Source organism: Nocardia sp. SYP-A9097, from assembly GCF_009649815.1.
Lineage (GTDB): Bacteria > Actinomycetota > Actinomycetes > Mycobacteriales > Mycobacteriaceae > Nocardia.
On record NZ_WJIC01000002.1, the window covers coordinates 600,979 to 619,414 of the forward strand.

20 protein-coding genes and 3 tRNA genes are annotated in these 18,436 nt (G+C 64.2%); 1 reads left to right on the forward strand and 22 read right to left on the reverse strand.

Annotated features, from left to right (window positions below; all coding sequences use genetic code 11):
- Positions 1-193: 193 nt before the first annotated feature.
- The 21 genes from GFY24_RS06180 to GFY24_RS06280 all read right to left on the reverse strand — a co-directional run bounded on the left by GFY24_RS06180 (position 194) and on the right by GFY24_RS06280 (position 18,141).
- Complete coding sequence (locus GFY24_RS06180) at positions 194-955, reverse strand: hypothetical protein (RefSeq protein ID WP_153803962.1); 762 nt, start codon at positions 953-955, stop codon at positions 194-196.
- Between the two features lie 12 nt (positions 956-967).
- Entirely contained in the window at positions 968-1,867 is a 900-nt protein-coding gene (locus tag GFY24_RS06185; protein WP_153803963.1) for a hypothetical protein, read from the reverse strand.
- A 138-nt stretch (positions 1,868-2,005) separates the two neighbouring features.
- Positions 2,006-3,268: an MCE family protein gene (locus GFY24_RS06190; RefSeq protein ID WP_153803964.1), complete on the reverse strand. Its 1,263-nt coding sequence runs from the start codon at positions 3,266-3,268 to the stop codon at positions 2,006-2,008.
- Entirely contained in the window at positions 3,265-4,518 is a 1,254-nt protein-coding gene (locus GFY24_RS06195; protein ID WP_153803965.1) for an MCE family protein, read from the reverse strand. The genes GFY24_RS06190 and GFY24_RS06195 overlap by 4 nt, the downstream gene beginning before the upstream one ends.
- The gene (locus tag GFY24_RS06200) at positions 4,515-5,774 is read right to left on the reverse strand and encodes an MCE family protein (protein WP_153803966.1); all 1,260 of its coding nucleotides are present in this window, start codon (positions 5,772-5,774) and stop codon (positions 4,515-4,517) included. The genes GFY24_RS06195 and GFY24_RS06200 overlap by 4 nt, the downstream gene beginning before the upstream one ends.
- Positions 5,775-5,776: 2 nt before the next feature.
- A complete protein-coding gene (locus tag GFY24_RS06205) occupies positions 5,777-6,784 on the reverse strand; it encodes an MCE family protein (RefSeq protein WP_153803967.1) in 1,008 nt (335 codons plus the stop codon).
- Entirely contained in the window at positions 6,784-7,872 is a 1,089-nt protein-coding gene (locus GFY24_RS06210) for an MCE family protein (protein WP_194852760.1), read from the reverse strand. The genes GFY24_RS06205 and GFY24_RS06210 overlap by 1 nt, the downstream gene beginning before the upstream one ends.
- Positions 7,869-9,224 carry an MCE family protein gene (locus tag GFY24_RS06215; RefSeq protein ID WP_153803968.1) on the reverse strand — a complete coding sequence of 452 codons (1,356 nt, stop codon included), beginning with the start codon at positions 9,222-9,224 and terminating at the stop codon, positions 7,869-7,871. Before GFY24_RS06215 ends, GFY24_RS06210 begins: the two co-directional genes overlap by 4 nt.
- Entirely contained in the window at positions 9,221-10,039 is an 819-nt protein-coding gene (locus GFY24_RS06220) for an ABC transporter permease (RefSeq protein WP_153804213.1), read from the reverse strand. The genes GFY24_RS06215 and GFY24_RS06220 overlap by 4 nt, the downstream gene beginning before the upstream one ends.
- Before the next feature lie 51 nt (positions 10,040-10,090).
- On the reverse strand, positions 10,091-10,798 hold the full coding sequence (locus tag GFY24_RS06225; protein ID WP_228566068.1) for an ABC transporter permease: 708 nt from the start codon (positions 10,796-10,798) through the stop codon (positions 10,091-10,093).
- Positions 10,799-10,895: 97 nt separating this feature from the next.
- Positions 10,896-11,954: an ABC transporter ATP-binding protein gene (locus GFY24_RS06230; RefSeq protein WP_309230523.1), complete on the reverse strand. Its 1,059-nt coding sequence runs from the start codon at positions 11,952-11,954 to the stop codon at positions 10,896-10,898.
- A 313-nt stretch (positions 11,955-12,267) separates the two neighbouring features.
- The gene (gene rplL / locus GFY24_RS06235; protein WP_153803969.1) at positions 12,268-12,642 is read right to left on the reverse strand and encodes a 50S ribosomal protein L7/L12; all 375 of its coding nucleotides are present in this window, start codon (positions 12,640-12,642) and stop codon (positions 12,268-12,270) included.
- 64 nt (positions 12,643-12,706) lie between these two features.
- Positions 12,707-13,273 (reverse strand): 50S ribosomal protein L10, encoded by a 567-nt coding sequence (gene rplJ, locus GFY24_RS06240; protein ID WP_153803970.1) that lies wholly within the window; start codon positions 13,271-13,273, stop codon positions 12,707-12,709.
- Between the two features lie 427 nt (positions 13,274-13,700).
- Entirely contained in the window at positions 13,701-14,411 is a 711-nt protein-coding gene (rplA, locus tag GFY24_RS06245) for a 50S ribosomal protein L1 (protein WP_153803971.1), read from the reverse strand.
- An 81-nt stretch (positions 14,412-14,492) separates the two neighbouring features.
- On the reverse strand, positions 14,493-14,924 hold the full coding sequence (gene rplK / locus GFY24_RS06250) for a 50S ribosomal protein L11 (protein WP_153803972.1): 432 nt from the start codon (positions 14,922-14,924) through the stop codon (positions 14,493-14,495).
- A 40-nt stretch (positions 14,925-14,964) separates the two neighbouring features.
- On the reverse strand, positions 14,965-15,747 hold the full coding sequence (gene nusG / locus GFY24_RS06255; RefSeq protein WP_309230524.1) for a transcription termination/antitermination protein NusG: 783 nt from the start codon (positions 15,745-15,747) through the stop codon (positions 14,965-14,967).
- A 115-nt stretch (positions 15,748-15,862) separates the two neighbouring features.
- Entirely contained in the window at positions 15,863-16,237 is a 375-nt protein-coding gene (secE, locus tag GFY24_RS06260; protein WP_309230525.1) for a preprotein translocase subunit SecE, read from the reverse strand.
- 61 nt (positions 16,238-16,298) lie between these two features.
- Positions 16,299-16,371: transfer RNA gene (locus GFY24_RS06265), tRNA-Trp, on the reverse strand.
- 184 nt (positions 16,372-16,555) lie between these two features.
- Positions 16,556-17,641 (reverse strand): fused (3R)-hydroxyacyl-ACP dehydratase subunits HadA/HadB, encoded by a 1,086-nt coding sequence (locus GFY24_RS06270; protein WP_153804217.1) that lies wholly within the window; start codon positions 17,639-17,641, stop codon positions 16,556-16,558.
- Positions 17,642-17,851: 210 nt separating this feature from the next.
- Entirely contained in the window at positions 17,852-18,022 is a 171-nt protein-coding gene (gene rpmG / locus GFY24_RS06275) for a 50S ribosomal protein L33 (protein WP_029925945.1), read from the reverse strand.
- Between the two features lie 46 nt (positions 18,023-18,068).
- Positions 18,069-18,141: transfer RNA gene (locus GFY24_RS06280), tRNA-Met, on the reverse strand.
- On the opposite strand from GFY24_RS06280, the gene GFY24_RS06285 reads away from it, so the two are divergent.
- A complete protein-coding gene (locus tag GFY24_RS06285; protein ID WP_153803974.1) occupies positions 18,106-18,243 on the forward strand; it encodes a hypothetical protein in 138 nt (45 codons plus the stop codon). The two genes, GFY24_RS06280 and GFY24_RS06285, sit on opposite strands and share 36 nt — an antisense overlap.
- Here the strand turns inward: GFY24_RS06285 and GFY24_RS06290 are convergent.
- Positions 18,217-18,289, reverse strand: a tRNA-Thr gene (locus GFY24_RS06290). The two genes, GFY24_RS06285 and GFY24_RS06290, sit on opposite strands and share 27 nt — an antisense overlap.
- Positions 18,290-18,436 lie beyond the last annotated feature (147 nt).

Here is an 18,436-nt window from a genome sequence, read left to right on the forward strand (position 1 = left end):
AGCCGCCGCTGTTGTGAATAGCGTGACGGGTCGGACGAAACTCGTCAAGTGGCGCGAGAAGTTGACAAACCGCGAGATCCCCTGCCCCAGTACAAGATCACCCGGCTACGTCGCGCGATGAGCGCCCCGGCAATGCGACAGGCCCCGAAAATCGGGGCCTGTCGCCGGGAATGTCACGCCGCGTGGGCGTGCTCTAGCGGTCCGCGATCTCCGAGGCGAGCCATTTGCCGCCGACCTGCTGCATGTGCAGCACGATCGGACCGGACGCCAGAGGCTGCGGCTTACCGTCCTTGATGGCGGCGATATTCAGGTTGACCAGCAGTTCCGCGCGATCACCGGTGAGAAGGGTCACGCCGATCGGGTCGGCGGTGGCCTTGGTATCGGTCTGGGTCTGCTTGATGGCGTCGATACCGGTGTCCAGGAGTTTGTCCTTGTCGAACTCCTCGAGCATCTTGCCGGTCATGACCGCGCGGGCGGTATCGCGGAACTTGTCGATGTCCTTGGCGTTGTAGCCGTAGATCGTGGTCAGGGCCACGCGGGCGGCCGCCTTGACCTGATCGGTGGTGGCATTGTCGACGTACGCCTTGTTGCCGTCGTCCACGCCGGGGCGCAGCGCGCCGACAATGGCCAGTGCGGCGAGGAGGACGGCGGCGGTACCGCAGATGATCGCGACCCGCCAGCTGCGCCAGAAATCGCCCGGACGGGCCTGGGGGCGCTTGGAGGTCGCGGACGGGATCTCGGACAGGCTGGGGCCACGCTGGGCCTTATCGGAGCGGCCGCCGGCGCGGGTGGCCGAGCCCTGTGCGGAAGTATTCGCACCGCGCGTGGAACCCGTTGCGCCGCGCGGTGATTCGGTACCACGGACATCGGCGGCGGTGGTGCGGGCGCCGCTGCTGCGCTGGGCGGCGGGGCGGCGCTTGGAGCTGACGCGATTGACGGGTCGTCGATTGGCCATGATCGCGGTCTCCTAGTTACCCGGCTGCGGGGCGGGCGGCGTGGTCGGGGCGGCGGGGGCCTGCGGGGCGGGGGCGGCGGCGCCGATGGTGACCGGGTCCGCGACCTGCTGCACCTGATCGGCCTTCCACACCCCGTCCTTCAGCACGACATCCACCGACCAGGTGTAGCGCAGGCGGTTGGCGGGCTTGCCCGCACCGGATTCGGTCACTTCCAGGACCACCAGGGCCCCGGCCTGATCACGCTCGGAGTTGAGTTCGGTGACGGAGCCGCCGACGACCTTCGAGGTGGTGTTCACATTCGAGTCGGTGGCGGTCTTGCGGATCTGCGCGTCGTTCTTGTTGGAGGCGTCCAGCAGGTCGCCGGTCATCGAGGAGCGGGCCAGTTTCAGCGAGCCGTCGATATCGCTCAGGTTCATCGAGGTGATGTTGATGGCGGCTTGCTGGGCGGCCGCCAGGGCGGCATCGCGGGCGTCGGCGCGCGGCTTGTCGCGCATCAGGCCGCCGGCGATCCAGCTGCCGCCGAACCAGGCGGCGGCGACGGCGGCCACGACGAGCAGTGCGATCGAGGCGATGGTCACGACCTGCCGCGGAGTGTCCACGGCCGCAACGGCATTCGCCGGGGTGCGGTCGGATTCCGTTGCGGCGGAGTCCGATTCGCGAGGCTTCGATGACTTCCCGCGCGCATCGCCGGACTTGTCGAGCACGACAGTGTCGGTCGAGTCCCCGGCGTCGGCGGCGGTCGAGTCGCCGGACTTGTCGAGTACGACGGTATCGCCGGCCTCGATGGTGTCGGCCGGGGTCTCCGGCACGGAGTCAGCTGGGGAGCTCGACTCCAGGGCGGTGTCGGCGGCCGGATCGTCGATCGGCTTACCGAGCTCTTCCTCCTGGTTGCTGTCCTTTTGCTGGCTCACGCCGCCACCATACTTTCCTCTCCGCGCCGAACCACGTCGACTGTGCGCATTACCACGCCGGAAACGTGCGCCCGCGGGATTCGAGGGCGCACGGGACCGTGCTCGATGGGACGCGCTGCCGAGTTCCGGCGGGGCACGTCACCGTTTGGTGGTCACGCCCATGAGCGTGGCCAACTGATTGGCGACCGGGTTCAGGTTGAGCTTCTCCGGGTCGTACTTGGGCTTGTCGTCCCACGGCTGGGCGACGCTGGGGTCGGCCAGATCGGCGCGGGCACCACCGCGTACTGCGGACTCACTGCCTTGCGGGGCAGTGCATTTCGCCTCGGTGTTGAACGGGAAGTCGTCGCGCGAATCGTCGAAGTTCGGATTCTGCGCCTTCATCTGGTCGAGGATGGCCTTGGTGCCCTCGTAGCCCAGGGTGCAGGCGGGCGGGTTGTTGGTCTCGAGCACCAGGCCGAAGTGGGTGGTGCCGTCACCGGGGGCGGTGGCCGACGCGCCGATGGACAGCAGCGGCAGCATCTGCAGTACCGGTCCGAGCGCGTAGAACTTCGGTGAGATGGTCAGCAGCAGCGTGCGCAGATTGGTCAGGTCCTGGGTCAGGGCCGGTCCGCTCTCCTGCAGCAGCTTCTGAATCTGATTGCCCGCACTCGTGCTCGTGCCGATGAGCCGGCGGATATCCGGATCGCTGGAGCGCAGCTGCGCGGTGAGCTGGTCCAGGCCCTGGCTGAAATTGCGAATGGCCGGGCCCTGCTCGGACTGGGTGGCGAGCACCCCGCGCGCGTCCCGGATCAACGCGATGGTCTGCGGCAGTGAGTCGATACCGGTGGCGGTGAACTTGTTGAGCGAGTCCACCAGCACCTTGAGGTCATTGCCCTTGCCGTCGAAGGCTTTACCCAGTTCGGTGACCGCGGTGCTGAGCGCCGCCAGGTCGGTGGTCTGGGCGAAGTGGTCGACACTGGCGAGCAGGGTCTCCACCGGCAGCGGCAGTACCGCACCGGTGATGACCGAGCCGTCCTTCAGGTACGGCGCACCGTTGCCGGTCGGCTGTAGGTCCACGAACTGCTCACCGATGGCGGAGCGATCGGCGATGACGGCCTTCGCGCTCAGCGGCACCTTCGGCTTGCCGGCGTCCATTTCGAGGGTGATGACCACACCGTCGGGGGTGATGTCGAGATTGCCGACCCGGCCGACGGGGACGCCACGGTAGGTGACCTCCGCGCCCTTGGACAGGTTGCCGGTTCCGGCCGCCTGCTTATCGGTATCCGTTATCTGCAGGGTGACCTTGTACAGGCCGAAGCCGAGCATATTGTTCAGCCGCACGTACTTGGCGCCGACGAAGGCGACGCCGAGGACGGCGATGATCACGAACATGATCAGCTGATTGCGTACCAGACGGCTCATCGCGGACCCACTCCCAGCTGTTGCAGGATCGATCCCAGCGGATCGTTGGGCAGCGCGACCGCGGGCACCACCGACGGCGGCAGCGGCAGCAGTGAGATGGTGGGCCAGCCACCGCGCGGACCGTTGCCGTTGTAGTACGGGTTGCTCGGATCCACGTTCACCTGACGACCGGCGGGCGGGATGTACACCGGATCCTGTTTGCCCACACCGAGATTCGACAGCAGCGTGCCGACCTGCAGGTCGACCGAGAGCCAGGTGTTGACCTGACCGCCGAACGCGGACTTGATCGCCTCGTCCGGGAACGGGTAGGTCGGGACGAGCGGGAACGCGGTCACCAGATCGCCCGCGGACTTGCCGAGCTCCTGCAGCGTGGGACGCAGCGAGCTGAGGTCGGTGATCAGGTTGTCCTTGGAGTGATCCAGGACGTCGAATCCGGCCTGGCCCACCCGATCCAGCTGCGCGAGCAGCGCGATCAGTTGCGGCCGTTGCTCATTGAGGATCTTGATGCCCTGCGGCAGCTCGTCCAGGACCTTGCCGATCTGCACGGTCTGCTGCCCGACGCGGCTGGAGAGCGTATCGAGCCCGTCCAGTGCGCGGGTGATGTCGTCGACCTGCTGATTCAATCCGTCGATCAGCTTGTTCGCCTGCTCGAGCAGTGAGCGCACCTTGCCGTCGCGCCCGTTCAGTGCCTTGTTCAGCTCCACTACGATGGGCTGCAATTGCGCCACGCCGCCGCCGTTGAGCAGCAGCGAGAGCGCACCGAGCACCTGCTCCACCTCGGTGGCGGTACGGGTGTTCTCGACCTTGATGGTCGAGCCGTCCTTCAACCGAGTGGGATCGGGATCGTTTGCGGGAGCGGTCAATTCGACGAACTTCTCGCCGAGCAGATTGGACTGTTTCACCTCGGCGCGCGCATTGGCGGGCAGGTTCACATCCGCGTTCACCACGGCCTTGATGCTGGCGGTCCAGCCGTCCGGCGCGAGTTCGATCTTGTCGACCCGGCCCACGGCCACACCGTCAACCTTGACGGTCGACTGCGGCACCAGATCCAGCACATCGGAGAAGCGGATATCCAGGTGCATGGGGTGATCGCCCACGCTCGCGCCACCGGGCAGCGGCACGCTGAACGCACCGTTACCGCCGCAGCCGGCCACCACCACGGTCACCGCGCCGAGCGTGGCGGCCAGGGCGGCGGTGCGGCCGCGCCGGGACAGCACCGGTGCGAGCGCGGGAAAACGCTTGCGGCTCATCGCTGTCCACCCTCCTGTGCCGACGGCGGCTGCTGATCGGACGGCACGCCGGGCACGGTGCCGGGCACCACATTGCGCTGTTCGTTGTCCGCGCCGAGGATGCCGAACGGCAGCACCAGCGTCGGGGTCTTCACGCCCTTGGTGAGCTGATCGGTGAGCGCCGAGCAGTTGTCCAGGATCGGCCTGAGCTGGCGCGAGATGGCGTCGAACTTGGGATCGCCGGGCCGCAGTTTGCCCAGATCCAGCATTCGGCAGATGACACCGAACGGGTCCTGCAGATCGGTGAAGTTGGGCCGCATATCCAGGGTGCCGGTCTCACCGTTGTGCACGTTGATCAGGTTGCTCAGCGCCGTCGGAATGAGCGGCAGCGCCGTGGCCAGATTGTCGCGCTGATCGGCGAGGGTCTTGGTGAGCGAGGTCAGCGCATCGGCATTGTTCTGCACCAGTTCCCGATTGTTGTCGATGAACCGGGCCACATCGCCGAGCGCGACGGACAGCAGGGCGAGCGCGTCACCGAGGTCGCGACGCTCGTCGGCCAGGAATCCGGCCAGCGAGGAGAGCTGGGTATTGAAGGTGCGCACCTGCGAATCGTTATCGGCGAGCATCTTCACGAACAGCTGCAGATTCTTCACCGTGTCGAACAGGTCGGTGCGTGAATCAGAAAGCGCCGCAGCGGCTTTGGACAGCTGCGTGAAGCTGTTGGCGAGCGCGTCACCATTGCCGGCGAGGTTCTGCGCGGCGGTGCGGGCGAGCTCGTTGACCGCGCCGTCCTTATTGGCTCCATTGGGGCCCAAGGCATCCGAGAGCTCGGTAATGCTCTTGTACAGCCGGTCCACCTCGACCGGGGTCGCGGTGCGGTCCTTCGGGATGGTGGCATTTCGCCCCATCTTGGGTCCGCCCTTGTAGGCGGGCGCGAGCTGGATGTACCGGTCCGAGACCACCGATGGGGTGATCTGCGCGGCCTTGGCGTCGGCGGGCACATCGTATTTGCGGTCGACGTCGAGCACGACCTTGACCTGCTCGCCCTCCGGGGTCACCGAGGCGACCTTGCCGACGGGCACGCCCAGGATGCGCACATCGGAGCCCTCGTAGATACCGACGGACCGATCGAAATACGCGGTGATGGTGGTGGTGTTGAGCTTGTCCAGCCCCCACCACGCCACTCCGCCGGCCAGTACGGCCAGGGTGGCCACTCCGGCGATGATCTTGCTCTTGGTACTGGTCGCCTTCAGGGCGGTCAGCGGATTCGTCGCCATTGCTAGCCTCCCATCTTTCGGATCGGCGCACGGTCGCCCGGAATATCGGGCAGGGCGGGCGGCAGGATATTGGTGATCACCGCGTCGAACCAGCGGCCGGTACCCAGCACGTTCGAGTACAACCCGTAGAACGGGGCCGCCAGCTGCAACGTCTTGGTGATATTGGCCTGGTTGGCGTTGAGCATGTCGATCGTCTTCTCGAGGTTGGTCAGCGCGGGGCCGATCTGCTCCTCGTTGTCGTGCACCAGCGCGGTCAGTTCCGCCGCAATGGTTTTCGCACCCGTCAGCAACTGCGCGATCGACTGCTGGCGCACATTCAGCTCGGCGAGCAACTGCCCGCCATTACCGATGAGCCGCTCGAATTCGGCATTGCGGTCGGCCAGTACCTGGGTGGTCTTCTTGGTCGCGCCGAACAGCTTCTTCAGCTGGTCGTCGCGCTTGGCCAGGGTCTCGGACAGCCGGGCGACACCGTCGATGGAGCCGCGGATCTCCGGCGGCGTGCCGGAGAAGGCATCGGAGAGCACCCGGAAGCTCTGCGCCAGCTGATCGGTCTTGGTCTCCTCGATATCGGCGGCGGCATCGCTGAACGCGTCCACCACGTCGTACGGGGAAACCGTGCGGGACAACGGAATATCCTGCTCCGGATCGGCCGCACCGGAGCCCTTGGGATCCAGCGCCAGATACTTCTGCCCGAGCAGCGTCTTGATCTGAATGGACGCGGTGGTCTCATTGCCGATCCAGGCGTCCTGGGTACGGAAGTCGACCAGCACCTTGTCGCCGTCCAGGCGCACATCCTGCACCTGGCCGACCTTCACACCGGCGATCCGAACCTCATTGCCCTTCTTCAGCCCCGCGGCCTCGGAGAATTCGGCGGTGTACTTCGTTCCGGCGCCCAGAATCGGCAACTTGTCGAGGCTGAACGCGGACATGGTCACCAGAAGCACCATGACCAGGCCCAGTCCGCCCATGAACGCCGGACTGCGCTTACCGAGCACTACCCGATCGTCCATCAGCGGCCTCCCTTCCCATGGCAGCGCGGAGCCGGATTCGTATAGACCGGCTGATTGACGGTCGGCATGTTCTGAATCGCCGCGGGCAGATTCAGCTGCGGCGCGTCGGCCGTACCCGGCCCGGCCACGATGTCGATACCGCACAGGTAGAACTGGAACCAGGAGCCGTACGAGGCGGCCCGGCCCAGCTTGTCCATCTTGATCGGCAGATTCGCCAGACCCTCGTTGACCTCGTCGGACCGGTCGTTGAGCGTGCCGGTCAACTGATTCAGGCCCGCGATGGCGCCCTGCAGATTCGGCCGCACCGGCACCAGCAGATCGGCGGTGGCGGTGGCCAGATTGCCGAGCGAGGTGACCGCCGAGCCGATGGTGCCGCGATCGGCGTTCAGCCCCGAGACCAGCGCCTCGGTATTGACAATCAGCTGATCCAGCTGGCCGTCATGCTCGTTCACCGCTGCCAGAATGGCATTCAGGTTGGTGATCACCGAGCCGATCACCGCATCCTTGTCGGCGATCTTGTTGGTGAGCGCGGCGGTATTGGCGACCAGATCGGTAATGGTGCCCTTCTCGCCTTGGAACACCTGAATGATGTTGTAGGACAGCTGATTCACATCATCCGGGGTGAGCGTCTGGAACAGCGGCCGGAAACCGTTGAACAGCTCGGTCAGATTCAAGGCGGGCTTGGTGCGCTCCAGCGGAATGGTTCCGCCCTTGTTGAGCTTGCGACCCTGCTCCCCCGCACCCTGTTCGAGCGCGATGTAGCGCTGCCCCACCAGGTTCCGGTACTTGATCTGAGCGGTGGTGGAGGCGGGCAGCCAATTGCGGTCGGTGACTTCGAATTCCACATTCGCCAGTCGCTTGTCGACAATGGACACCTTGGTCACCTTGCCGACCCGCACACCGGCGATGCGCACCTCGTCACCCGGATTCAGCGACGTCACATCGGTGAAGCGGGCATTGAACTTGGTGCCGCCGCCACCGTAATTGGCGATGGTCAGCGCCAGCATGCCGGTGGCCAGCACCGTCACCACGATGAAGGCGATCAGTTTGGTCAGCGTGCCGCCGAGGCCGCGCAGCAGTTCCTTCATCGAAGGCTCACCTCGCTGCCACGGAAGGCCGGTGCCGCGATGCGCGACATCCAGCTGGGCACCTGGTCCGGCGAGACACCATTGGCCGCACCGTAGATCGAGTTCAGGGTCTGCTGCTCCTGCGGAGATCCGGCGGTGGTCGGCGCGTGCGGGCCGAACACCTTGTACTGCGGCGCCGGCATGACACCGATGTTCTGATCACCCGGGGTCCGGCTCGGCGGCTGGTAGGAGCCGTCATTGGCGGAACCGTCGGTGTACTGGCCCGGGTCCACGCCGAGCGGGTACTCCGGAATGCACAGCGCGCCACGGGAATCGAACCAGCGCGGCTCATCCTGGTTGGGCACGTAGCGGCCACGCGGATTGACGATCTCCACCGTCACGCGTGAACCGGGCGTGTCGGTGCCCTTACCGAACAGCTCGTCGATGCGCGGCTTCATCTGCGCGAAGTTCTTCAGCGCGCAGGTGTAGCCGGGCGAGAACTTCGCGAGGGCCTCGAGAGCGGGCCGGGAGTCCGCCGCCACATCGATGATGTTGTCGCGGTTGGCCGTCAGGAAGTCCGCCAGATCCGATGAGCTCGGCGTCAACGTGGCGAGCATCCGGTCGATATCCGGGCGCTTGTCCACGATGGTGGCATTGGTGGTGCGCAGATTGTCCAGCGCGTCCACCAATTGCGGTGCGGCATCGGAGTACACCGCGGCCACATCGGCAAAGCTCTTCAAATCCTCCTGCAGCGTGGGCAATTCGGTATTCACCTGGGTGAAGATGGTGTCCAGGCGGTCGATGGTCTTACCCAGCTCATCGCCCCGGCCCTGTAGCGCCTGCGAAATCGCGCCGAGGGTGGAGGCCAGGTACTGCGGCGGCACCGCCTGCAGCAGCGGCAGCAGATGATCCAGCAGCTGGCTCACCTCGATGGCGTGCCCGCTGGTGTCCTGATGCAGGGTCATACCGGCGGCGAGGAATTTGCCGTCCGGCTGCTCCGGCCACACCAGATCGACATAACGCTCACCGAAGAGGGTCTTGGGCAGCAGGCGCGCGGTCACATTGGCGGGAATCCTGCCGGCCTTACCGGGATCGATCGCCAGGTCCAGGGTCACCTGATGGCCGTCGTACGAACTCGACCGCACCTCACCGACGGTCACACCGCGGACCTTCACATCCGCATTGCGGGTCAAGGCGTTTCCAACGGTATCGGTCAGCAGATTCACCCGCACGGTGTCGACGAACTGCTTGTTGTAGATGGCGACGGTGGTCCACAGGAACAGCGCCACGATCACGAAGAACAGCACACCCATGGTGCGCTTGCGTAGCTTCTCGGTGCGACGCCAGAACAGCACCCGCTCTGGATTGGTCATCCGGCCACCCGCACCGTCGTGGTCGTGCCCCAAATGGCAAGACTGAGGAAGAAATCGAGCACATTGATCAGCACGATGGCCGCACGCACCGCACGACCCACGGCCACACCCACGCCCGCCGGACCACCGGACGCGTTGAAGCCGTAGTAGCAGTGCACCAGGATGATCACGAACGCGAAGACGAGCACCTTCAGGAATGAATAGATGACGTCTTCGGGTGGCAGGAACAATTGGAAGTAGTGATCATATGAACCACTCGATTGCCCGTTGAAATAGATACTGATCATCCGCGAAGCCACATAGGTGCCCAGCAGGCCGACGATATACAGCGGAATGACCGCCACGAAACCCGCGATCACGCGCGTGGTCACCAGGAACGGCACACCCGGCACCGCCATCACCTCGAGCGCGTCGATCTCCTCGGAGATACGCATGGCACCCAATTGCGCGGTGAAACCACACCCGACCGTCGCCGAAAGCGCAAGCGCCGCAACGAGAGGCGCGAGTTCACGAGTATTGATGTACCCGGTCAGGAAGCCGGTGAGCACGCCCGAACCGAGCGAATCCAGGGCCTTGAAACCCTGCAGGCCCACGACCACACCGACCGAGGCCGACATGAAGACGATGACACCGATGGTGCCGCCGATGACCGCCAGCGCACCCGAACCGAAGGTCACCTCGGCCAGCAGCCGCATGACCTCCTTGCGGTAGTGCACGACGGTCCGCGGAATCGAGCTGACGGCCCGGGTGTAGAACGACATCTGATCGCCGGCCCGGTCGACCAGATTGACGGGGGATTTGAGCACACCGGTCATCCGGCGCGCCCCCCGCTGAATAGCGTTGGTGCGCTGCGAAACAACCATGGATCACGCGCCCTTGGCCGGGACGACCTGAAGATAAATCAGGGTCAGCACCAGGTTCAGGAAGAACAACACCAGGAACGTGATAACCACGGATTGGTTCACGGCGTCACCTACTCCTTTCGGGCCCCCCTTGGGATGCAGACCCTTGTAAGCGGCGATGACGCCCGCGACGAGTCCGAAGATCAAAGCCTTGATCTCGCCGATCCAAAGATCGGGCAACTGCGCGAGCGCGGAGAACGAAGCCAGGTAGGCGCCGGGCGTACCGCCCTGCAAACCCACATTGAAGAAATAGCCGCCGCAGATACCGACGACCGCGACCAGACCGTTGAGCAGCAGCGCGACCAGCATCATGCCGAGTACACGCGGAACCACAAGGCGCTGAATGGGATCGATGCCCAGCACCTCCATGGCGTCGATCTCCTCGCGAATGGTGCGCGAGCCGAGATCGGCGGCCACGGCGGAGCCGGCGGCACCGGCGATGATCAGGGCGGTGACCACGGGCGCCGCCTGCTGAACCGTAGCGAGCACGCTGGTGGCACCGGTGAACGCCTCCGCGCCGAGCTGCTTGATGAGCGAGCCGGTCTGCAGGGCGACCACCGCGCCGAACGGGATTGCCACCAGGGCGGCGGGAAGAATCGAGACACTCGCGATGAACCACGACTGCTCGATGAATTCCCGCACCTGGAAAGGCCGTCGGAAGGTCTTGCGCATAACATCCAACAGCAGCGCAAAAATGTTGCCGGCCTGGGCAAGTCCCGACTCGACCGGGGTGCGCAGCCGCGTCAGGGATTGGTTCACGGGCGGTATGTTACCCGTTGGTCAAGTTGTGTCGAACCGTGGCGTCATACCCACCCGTGTAGGCGGGCATCACCTGTGTGTCGGCATCCCCGTTCTCCTCCATGGAGTGCCGGATCGCCTCCTGCGCGGCGGGCGGCAGCGTGTGCAGAATCTGGCGCACCCGCTCCCGGCGACGGCCCACGGCGGCACGCACGGGCATACCCGGCTGCGCCTTCATCTGCGGGATGATGCCCTCGACCTCTTCCGCGCCACCGGCGTGGTGACCGGCGTCGAACATGGCCTGCTCGCGGGCCATCTGCGACTCGTCCTTCTCCTCGGACATGCCGATCGGGCCCTGCATGCGGCCGTTCAGGAACTGCTTCACCACCGGCTCTTCCGAGGTCAGCAGCACCTCACGGGGGCCGAACATGACCAGGTTGCGGCGGAACAGCATGCCGATATTGTCCGGGACGGTACGCGCCAGGTTGATGTTGTGCGTGACGATCAGGATCGTCGCGTCGATCTGCGCGTTGATATCGATCAACAGCTGCGAAAGATAGGTCGTACGAACGGGATCCAGACCCGAGTCCGGCTCGTCGACGAGGATGATCTGCGGATCCAGCACCAGGGCGCGGGCCAGACCGGCGCGCTTACGCATACCACCGGAGATCTCACCCGGGAGCTTGCCCTCCGCACCGAGCAGACCGGTCAGCTCCAGCTTCTCCATGACGATCTTCTTGATGTCGGATTCACTCTTCTTCGTGTGCTCACGAAGCGGGAACGCGACATTGTCGAAGAGATTCATCGAGCCGAAGAGCGCGCCGTCCTGGAACAGCACACCGAACAGCTTGCGGATCTCGTACAGCTCCTTGTTGGAGCAGGTGGTGATATCGGTGCCATCGATGTAGATGGAGCCGCGCTCGGGACGCAGCAGACCGATCAGCGACTTCAGGAAGACCGACTTACCGGTACCGGAGGGGCCGAGCAACGCGCTGACTTCCCCCGACGGCAGCGTCAATGAGACGTCCTGCCAAATCCGTTGGGAACCGAACGACTTGGTGATGCCTTCGGTCCTGACCTCGACGCCCACGCCAACCTCCACAATTCTCCGACGAGCGCCCCACTGCGGCGCACCACGAATTTTTCAATGCGCGGTGTGGCGCATCACAGTGGGTCCGGCCACTGTATCGCATATACCCCGTCTCGGACACCGAGACCTGACCGGTCGGTAACGAAACATTTCACACCGGTGAATCACAGCGCAATTACGAGGACTCGAATACGCGAAAAGGGCGGCCCCCCAACGGGAACCGCCCTTTTCAAGTACAACACCCTCAGGTTTTCGGGGGTGTGGGGGAAGCCCCCACAACACTCCGTACTTCCTATGGGATCGCCGGCAAGTATTACTTGACGGAGATCTTGGCGCCGGCCTCTTCGAGCTTGGCCTTGGCGGCCTCGGCGGCCTCCTTGTTGACCTTCTCCAGGATGGCCTTCGGGGCGCTCTCGACGAGGTCCTTGGCTTCCTTCAGGCCCAGGCCGGAGACGATCTCGCGAACGACCTTGATGACCTGGATCTTCTTGTCGCCGGCCGACTCGATGACAACATCGAACTCGTCTTGCTCTTCGACAGCCTCGGCAACGGCAACGCCGGGGCCGGCCTGCACGACGGGAGCGGCAGCGGTGACCTCGAACTTGTCCTCGAACGCCTTCACGAACTCGGAGAGCTCGAGCAGGGTCATGCCGGAGAAGGTTTCGAGCAGCTCGTCAACGTTAGCCATTGATGTTTCCTTTCGATGGTTTCATCGCCGCGCGAGCGGCAACGAAAAGGTTTGGGGTAGTGACCTATTCGGCGTCGGCCGCGGGAGCTTCGGCGGCGGGAGCGGCAGCGCCACCCTCGTTCGCCTTCTTCTCCTCGAGGGCCGCGAACAGCCGGGCAAGCTGGTTGCCGGGGGCTGCGAACAGCGCCGCGGCCTTCGACAGATTGCCCTTCATGGCGCCGGCCAGCTTGGCCAGCAGGACCTCGCGGGACTCCAGGTCGGCGATCCGCTCAACTTCGGCCACGGACAGCGCAATGCCGTCCATGTAGCCGCCCTTGATGATCAGCGCCTTGTTGTCCTTGGCGAAAGCCTTGAGCGCCTTCGCGGCTTCGACCGGCTCACCCTTGATGAAGGTGATAGCGGTCGGACCGACGAACAAGTCATCCAGGCCTTCGACGCCAGCTTCGGCAGCTGCGCGCTTGACCAGGGTGTTCTTGGCGACGGAGTAAGTGGCGTCCGCGCCCAGCGCACGACGCAGCTCGGTGATCTTGCCAACCGACAGTCCACGGTATTCCGTGACAACGGTGGCGGTCGAACCCTTGAACTGCTCCGTGATCTCCGCTACCGCGGTGACCTTCTCGGGTTTTGCCATACTTCGCCTCCTCTCTGGATGGTCGGTTCGTATATGAACTACCAACACCGCCAGGGGCCAGCGATAAAGCGAACGCCCCGCGGACGCAGAGTCCCGGGGCGTAGAAGAAACACAAGGCGAGTGAACTCGCAGTGGTTTCCCAACCTCGGCTCTCCCTGCGTGGGCCGCCAGCAATAACGCTGGACCTTCGACTGCCTCACGGCAGCAACCAACGGTCTTCGGTAGAACGATGTGGGGTGATCACCGAACAAGTCGGCGACCGTGGACCAGCATAGCGGACGTGCATCTATCCGCCAAAACGGGGGTGGACCAACTCTCGTAACTCTCCGGGGCTTCGCCCCCGAACCCCCAAAAGCAAAGGGCCGGTACAGGTTTCCCTGTACCGGCCCTCAGGCTTGTGCGTTGCTACGCCAGTCCGCCGAAAAAATCAGTCTTCTTCGGCGAAGTTGCGGGTGCGGTTCGTGTCCACCGGGATGCCCGGTCCGGTGTTCGTCGAGAACGTCACCTTCTTGAGGTAGCGGCCCTTCGCAGTGGAGGGCTTGACGCGCAGGATCTCGTCGAGAGCGGCGCCGTAGTTCTCGGCCAGCTTCTTCTCGTCGAAGGACGCCTTGCCGATGACGAAGTGCAGGTTGGCCTGCTTGTCGACGCGGAAGTTGATCTTGCCGCCCTTGATCTCGTTGACAGCCTTCGCCACATCGGGGGTGACGGTGCCGGTCTTCGGGTTCGGCATCAGGCCACGCGGGCCCAGCACGCGAGCGATACGACCGACCTTGGCCATCTGATCAGGGGTGGCGATCGCGGCGTCGAAGTCCAGCCAACCGCCCTGGATGCGCTCGATCAGGTCCTCGGCGCCAACGGCGTCCGCACCGGCGGCCTCGGCCTCGGCGGCCTTGTCGCCGACCGCGAACACGATGACGCGGGCGGTCTTACCGGTGCCGTGCGGCAGGTTGACGGTGCCACGGACCATCTGATCGGCCTTGCGGGGATCGACACCGAGACGGACGGCAACCTCGACGGTCGCGTCGGTCTTCGTGGTGGCGGTCTCCTTCGCGAGCCGCACAGCGGCCAGCGGGGCGTAGAACGCCGACTTGTCGACCTTGGCGGCCGCCTCGAGATAAGCCTTGCTTCGTTTTGCCATGTTGTTCTGTCCTGTCCGTAAGTTCAGACGTGGTGTGCGGGCCTGGCCGGCCCTCCCACGGGATGTGCAGCCGAATGGCTACTAGGAGACGGTGATCCCCATCGAGCGAGCGGTACCGGCGATGATCTTCGCGGCCTGCTCGATATCGTTGGCGTTCAGATCCTCGGCCTTGGTCTTCGCGATCTCACGGACCTGGTCCATGGTGACCGTCGCGACCTTCAGACGGTGCGGCTCGGCGGAGCCCTTCTGCACACCGGCGGCCTTGAGCAGCAGCTGCGAGGCAGGCGGGGTCTTCAGCTTGAAATCGAAAGAACGATCTTCGTAGACCGTGATCTCGACCGGGATGATGTTCCCGCGCTGCGACTCGGTCGCGGCGTTGTAAGCCTTGCAGAACTCCATGATGTTCACGCCGTGCTGACCCAGCGCGGGACCAACGGGCGGAGCCGGATTGGCCGCACCGGCCTTGATCTGGAGCTTGATAAGCCCAGAGACCTTCTTCTTCTTCGGGGGCATCTTTCTTCCTTGGTTAGGTTCTTGCGGTTTGCAAGTCTGATCAGATCTTGGAGACCTGAGTGAACGCCAGCTCGACCGGGGTCTCGCGGCCGAAGATGGAGACCAGCACCTTGAGCTTCTGCTGCTCGGCATTGATCTCGGAAATGCTGGCCGGAAGGGTGGCGAACGGGCCGTCCATGACGGTGACCGACTCGCCGATCTCGAAGTCCACATCGATGGTGGGCTTGATGATCGGGGTCTCGCCCGAGGTCTCGGAACCGGCGGCAGCGCCCGCGGCGGGCTTCTGCTGCTTGGCGGCCGGGACCAGGAACTTCACCACATCATCGATGGACAGCGGGGACGGGCGCGAGGTCGCACCGACGAAACCGGTCACACCGGGGGTATTGCGGACCGCGCCCCAGGACTCGTCGTTCAGCTCCATGCGGACCAGGATGTAACCCGGCAGCACCTTGCGATTGACGTTCTTGCGCTGGCCGTTCTTGATCTCGGTGACCTCTTCGGTCGGAACCTCGACCTGGAAGATGTAGTCCTCGAGACCGAGGTTCTGCACGCGGGTCTCGAGATTGGTCTTCACCTTGTTCTCGTAACCGGCGTAGGAGTGGATGACGTACCAGTCGCCGGGGGCGCGACGCAGCGCGGCCTTCATCTCGGCTACCGGATCGGCGGGCTCGGCATCGACAGGAGCGGCCAGTTCTTCGGCGGTCGGCTCGTCAGCGGCTTCCTCCGCGTCGGCGGAGTCCACGAATTCCTCGACGTCGGTGGTTTCCTCCACCAGATCGTCGACCTGGAATTCGTCGGTTGTGCCGTTCTCCGGGGTGCTCACTGGGGCACTCGCTTCCTTGTCGTCACGTAATCCTTTGCGCGCCCGGGGTTACCCAGACGGATGGTCCCGTCCCCCCGCCTCTGCTCGGGGAGCGGTTACCGGCGCCGACGGTCAGCTAGCCGAACAGCCAGTTGACACCCTTGATGAACGCCACATCCAACCCGGCGATATACGCAATCGTGAAAATCACGAACACCAGAACAACGCTCGTATAGGTGACCATCTGCTTGCGGTTGGGCCAGATGACCTTGCGAAGCTCCGCGATTACTTCTTTGAGGAACTTCGTAAGGCGCTTGAACGGATTGCCCGCACCGCCACCGGCCTTGCCGGACTTCTTGTTCGCCTTGGCCGCTGACGCAGGACGATCGATCGTCGCTACATTCGTCGCCGCCGACGCATTTCGACGCCGGGCGGAACGCTTGCCGCTCGGACGAGCCACTGCGGCGGTGTCATCGCCATCTTCGTGGCGAGTATCCCGCTCGTCGCTCACGTCGATCCTTCCTCGTCGCTGTTGACCGTTTCGAGCGACCTGCAAGCAATCGCTACGCGTGCAGGGGCGACAGGACTTGAACCTGCAACCTGCGGTTTTGGAGACCGCTGCTCTGCCAATTGAGCTACGCCCCTTCGGTAGGACGGGTGTTGCTCGTCCCACCACAGTATCTCTTCAGTTGTACGCCGGGGCCCTCGCGCCATGTCTTTACAGACCTACGCGCCGCTCCTGCGAGCAGCGCGCATCGGCTGGTGACCCCAGACTACCGAGTCTACGGTATCTCACGCGGCAATCGCCAATCGGGGGTCCACGGTCGAATCAGGCCAATTGGACGGTCGCGGTCGCGCGCCCGAAGATCTTGCGGCCCTCCGATTTCGCCACGATGGCGACCACGGCGGTGCGGTTCTCCGGGTCGATCGACTTCACCTTGCCGGTGTATTCGATCTCCGCGGCCTTGTCGACGGGCACGTAGACGGGGCTGGTGAAACGAACGTTGTACTCCTTCACCGCACCCGGGTCGCCCAGCCACGAGGTGACGAAGCCGCCACCCAGGCCCATGGTCAACATGCCGTGCGCCACAACGTTTTCCAGGCCGACGAGCTTGACGACCTCATCGCTCCAGTGGATCGGATTCGCATCACCGGAGACACCGGCGTAGTTCACCAGATCGCCGCGGGTGAGCCGCACCACGCGAGCAGGAAGCACATCGCCGACGGCCACATCCTCGAAGCGGATGGCGTGCTTGCTCGGCACGAAATTTCCGCCGGCGGCCACCGGGAGCGGCGCGGTGGTGAGCACGGACGCGTTCTCCTCCACCGTGCGCGGGCGATGGTCCGGGGTCTCCTCCGGGCCGACGCCGTGCATGAGCACATTGCGTACCGCGTCACCGACATTGGGATCGATATCACCGCCGCTGCGGCCGATCAATGTGGTGTAGGTGGTGAGCACCAGTTCGTCGTTCTGCGCGATCACATCGTTCTTGGTGACGATGATGTCGCCGCCGAACGCCTGCCGGAACGAGTGCAGGTACACGATGCAGGTGAGCTGGTCGCCGGCCTTGATGGGCCGGTGGAATTCCAGGATCTGATCGGTTTGCATGATCTGGCTCAGGTCGTAGCCGGTGACGATCTGCTCGAAGAGCTTGCTCTGGGCCAGGATTCCGACCAGTGAGATGAAGCTGAGCGGGGCCACCAGGCTGTCGTAGCCGTACTCCTGGGCGACATCCTCGTCCCAGTGCACCGGGTGGTAGTCCTGCACGGCACGCGCGTACTCACGCACCTTTTCGCGGCCGACCTCGTAGTAGTCCTCCACCCGATAGTGGTGGCCGACCATGGCGGCGGCGTGGGCGGCAGGATCGAAAGCCTCGCCCTGGATGACTGTTTCGGCGTCGGTATTACTGACCATCTCGGCAGTATCGCCGACCAAATCGATCTCGGTGTTGATTGTCACGGCAGAGAGTCACCTATCTGATCCCGTTTCCGGGGACCGGCAGAGCGCTGAACCACCGCTATATACACCAAGTGCCGGACCGGGTGCCACTGTCCTCTGGTAGGGAGAACGTAGTGGCGAACCGATCCGGCACTTCTTCCACGCGGTAGAACGCGCGGGGTTAAGTTAGCGAGACTCGCGGTGGGCCCGGTGGGTACCGCAGTTCGGGCAGAACTTCTTGAGTTCCAGACGATCCGGGTCGTTACGCCGGTTCTTCTTGGTGATGTAGTTACGGTGCTTGCACTGCTCGCAGGCCAAGGTGATCTTTGGCCGGATATCAGTGGACTTCGCGGCCACGATGCGCCCTCTTTCCGGTAAGCCTGATGTGGTTAATCAGTATGGGTAGCGATGGCCGGACTTGAACCGGCGACACAACGATTATGAGTCGTTTGCTCTACCAACTGAGCTACACCGCCATGCGAGGATTCGCGGCGGCGCTAGCCCGGTCCATCGATCTGGATGCCGAGTCGGTCACCACCGGCAATCCGGCGAGCCCCCTAACGGAATCGAACCGTTGACCTTTTCCTTACCATGGAAACGCTCTACCGACTGAGCTAAGGGGGCATGTCTGCTTTGCTCCGGTCTTTGGAACCGGGCGCTGAAGACTTGAACGAGGTTACACAACATCTCACCAAGTATACAAACCGGGTGGTCAAAGGATGTTTTTACCGCGTTTCGAGTGGGTACTCCACCCACAAGGCTGGATGCCGG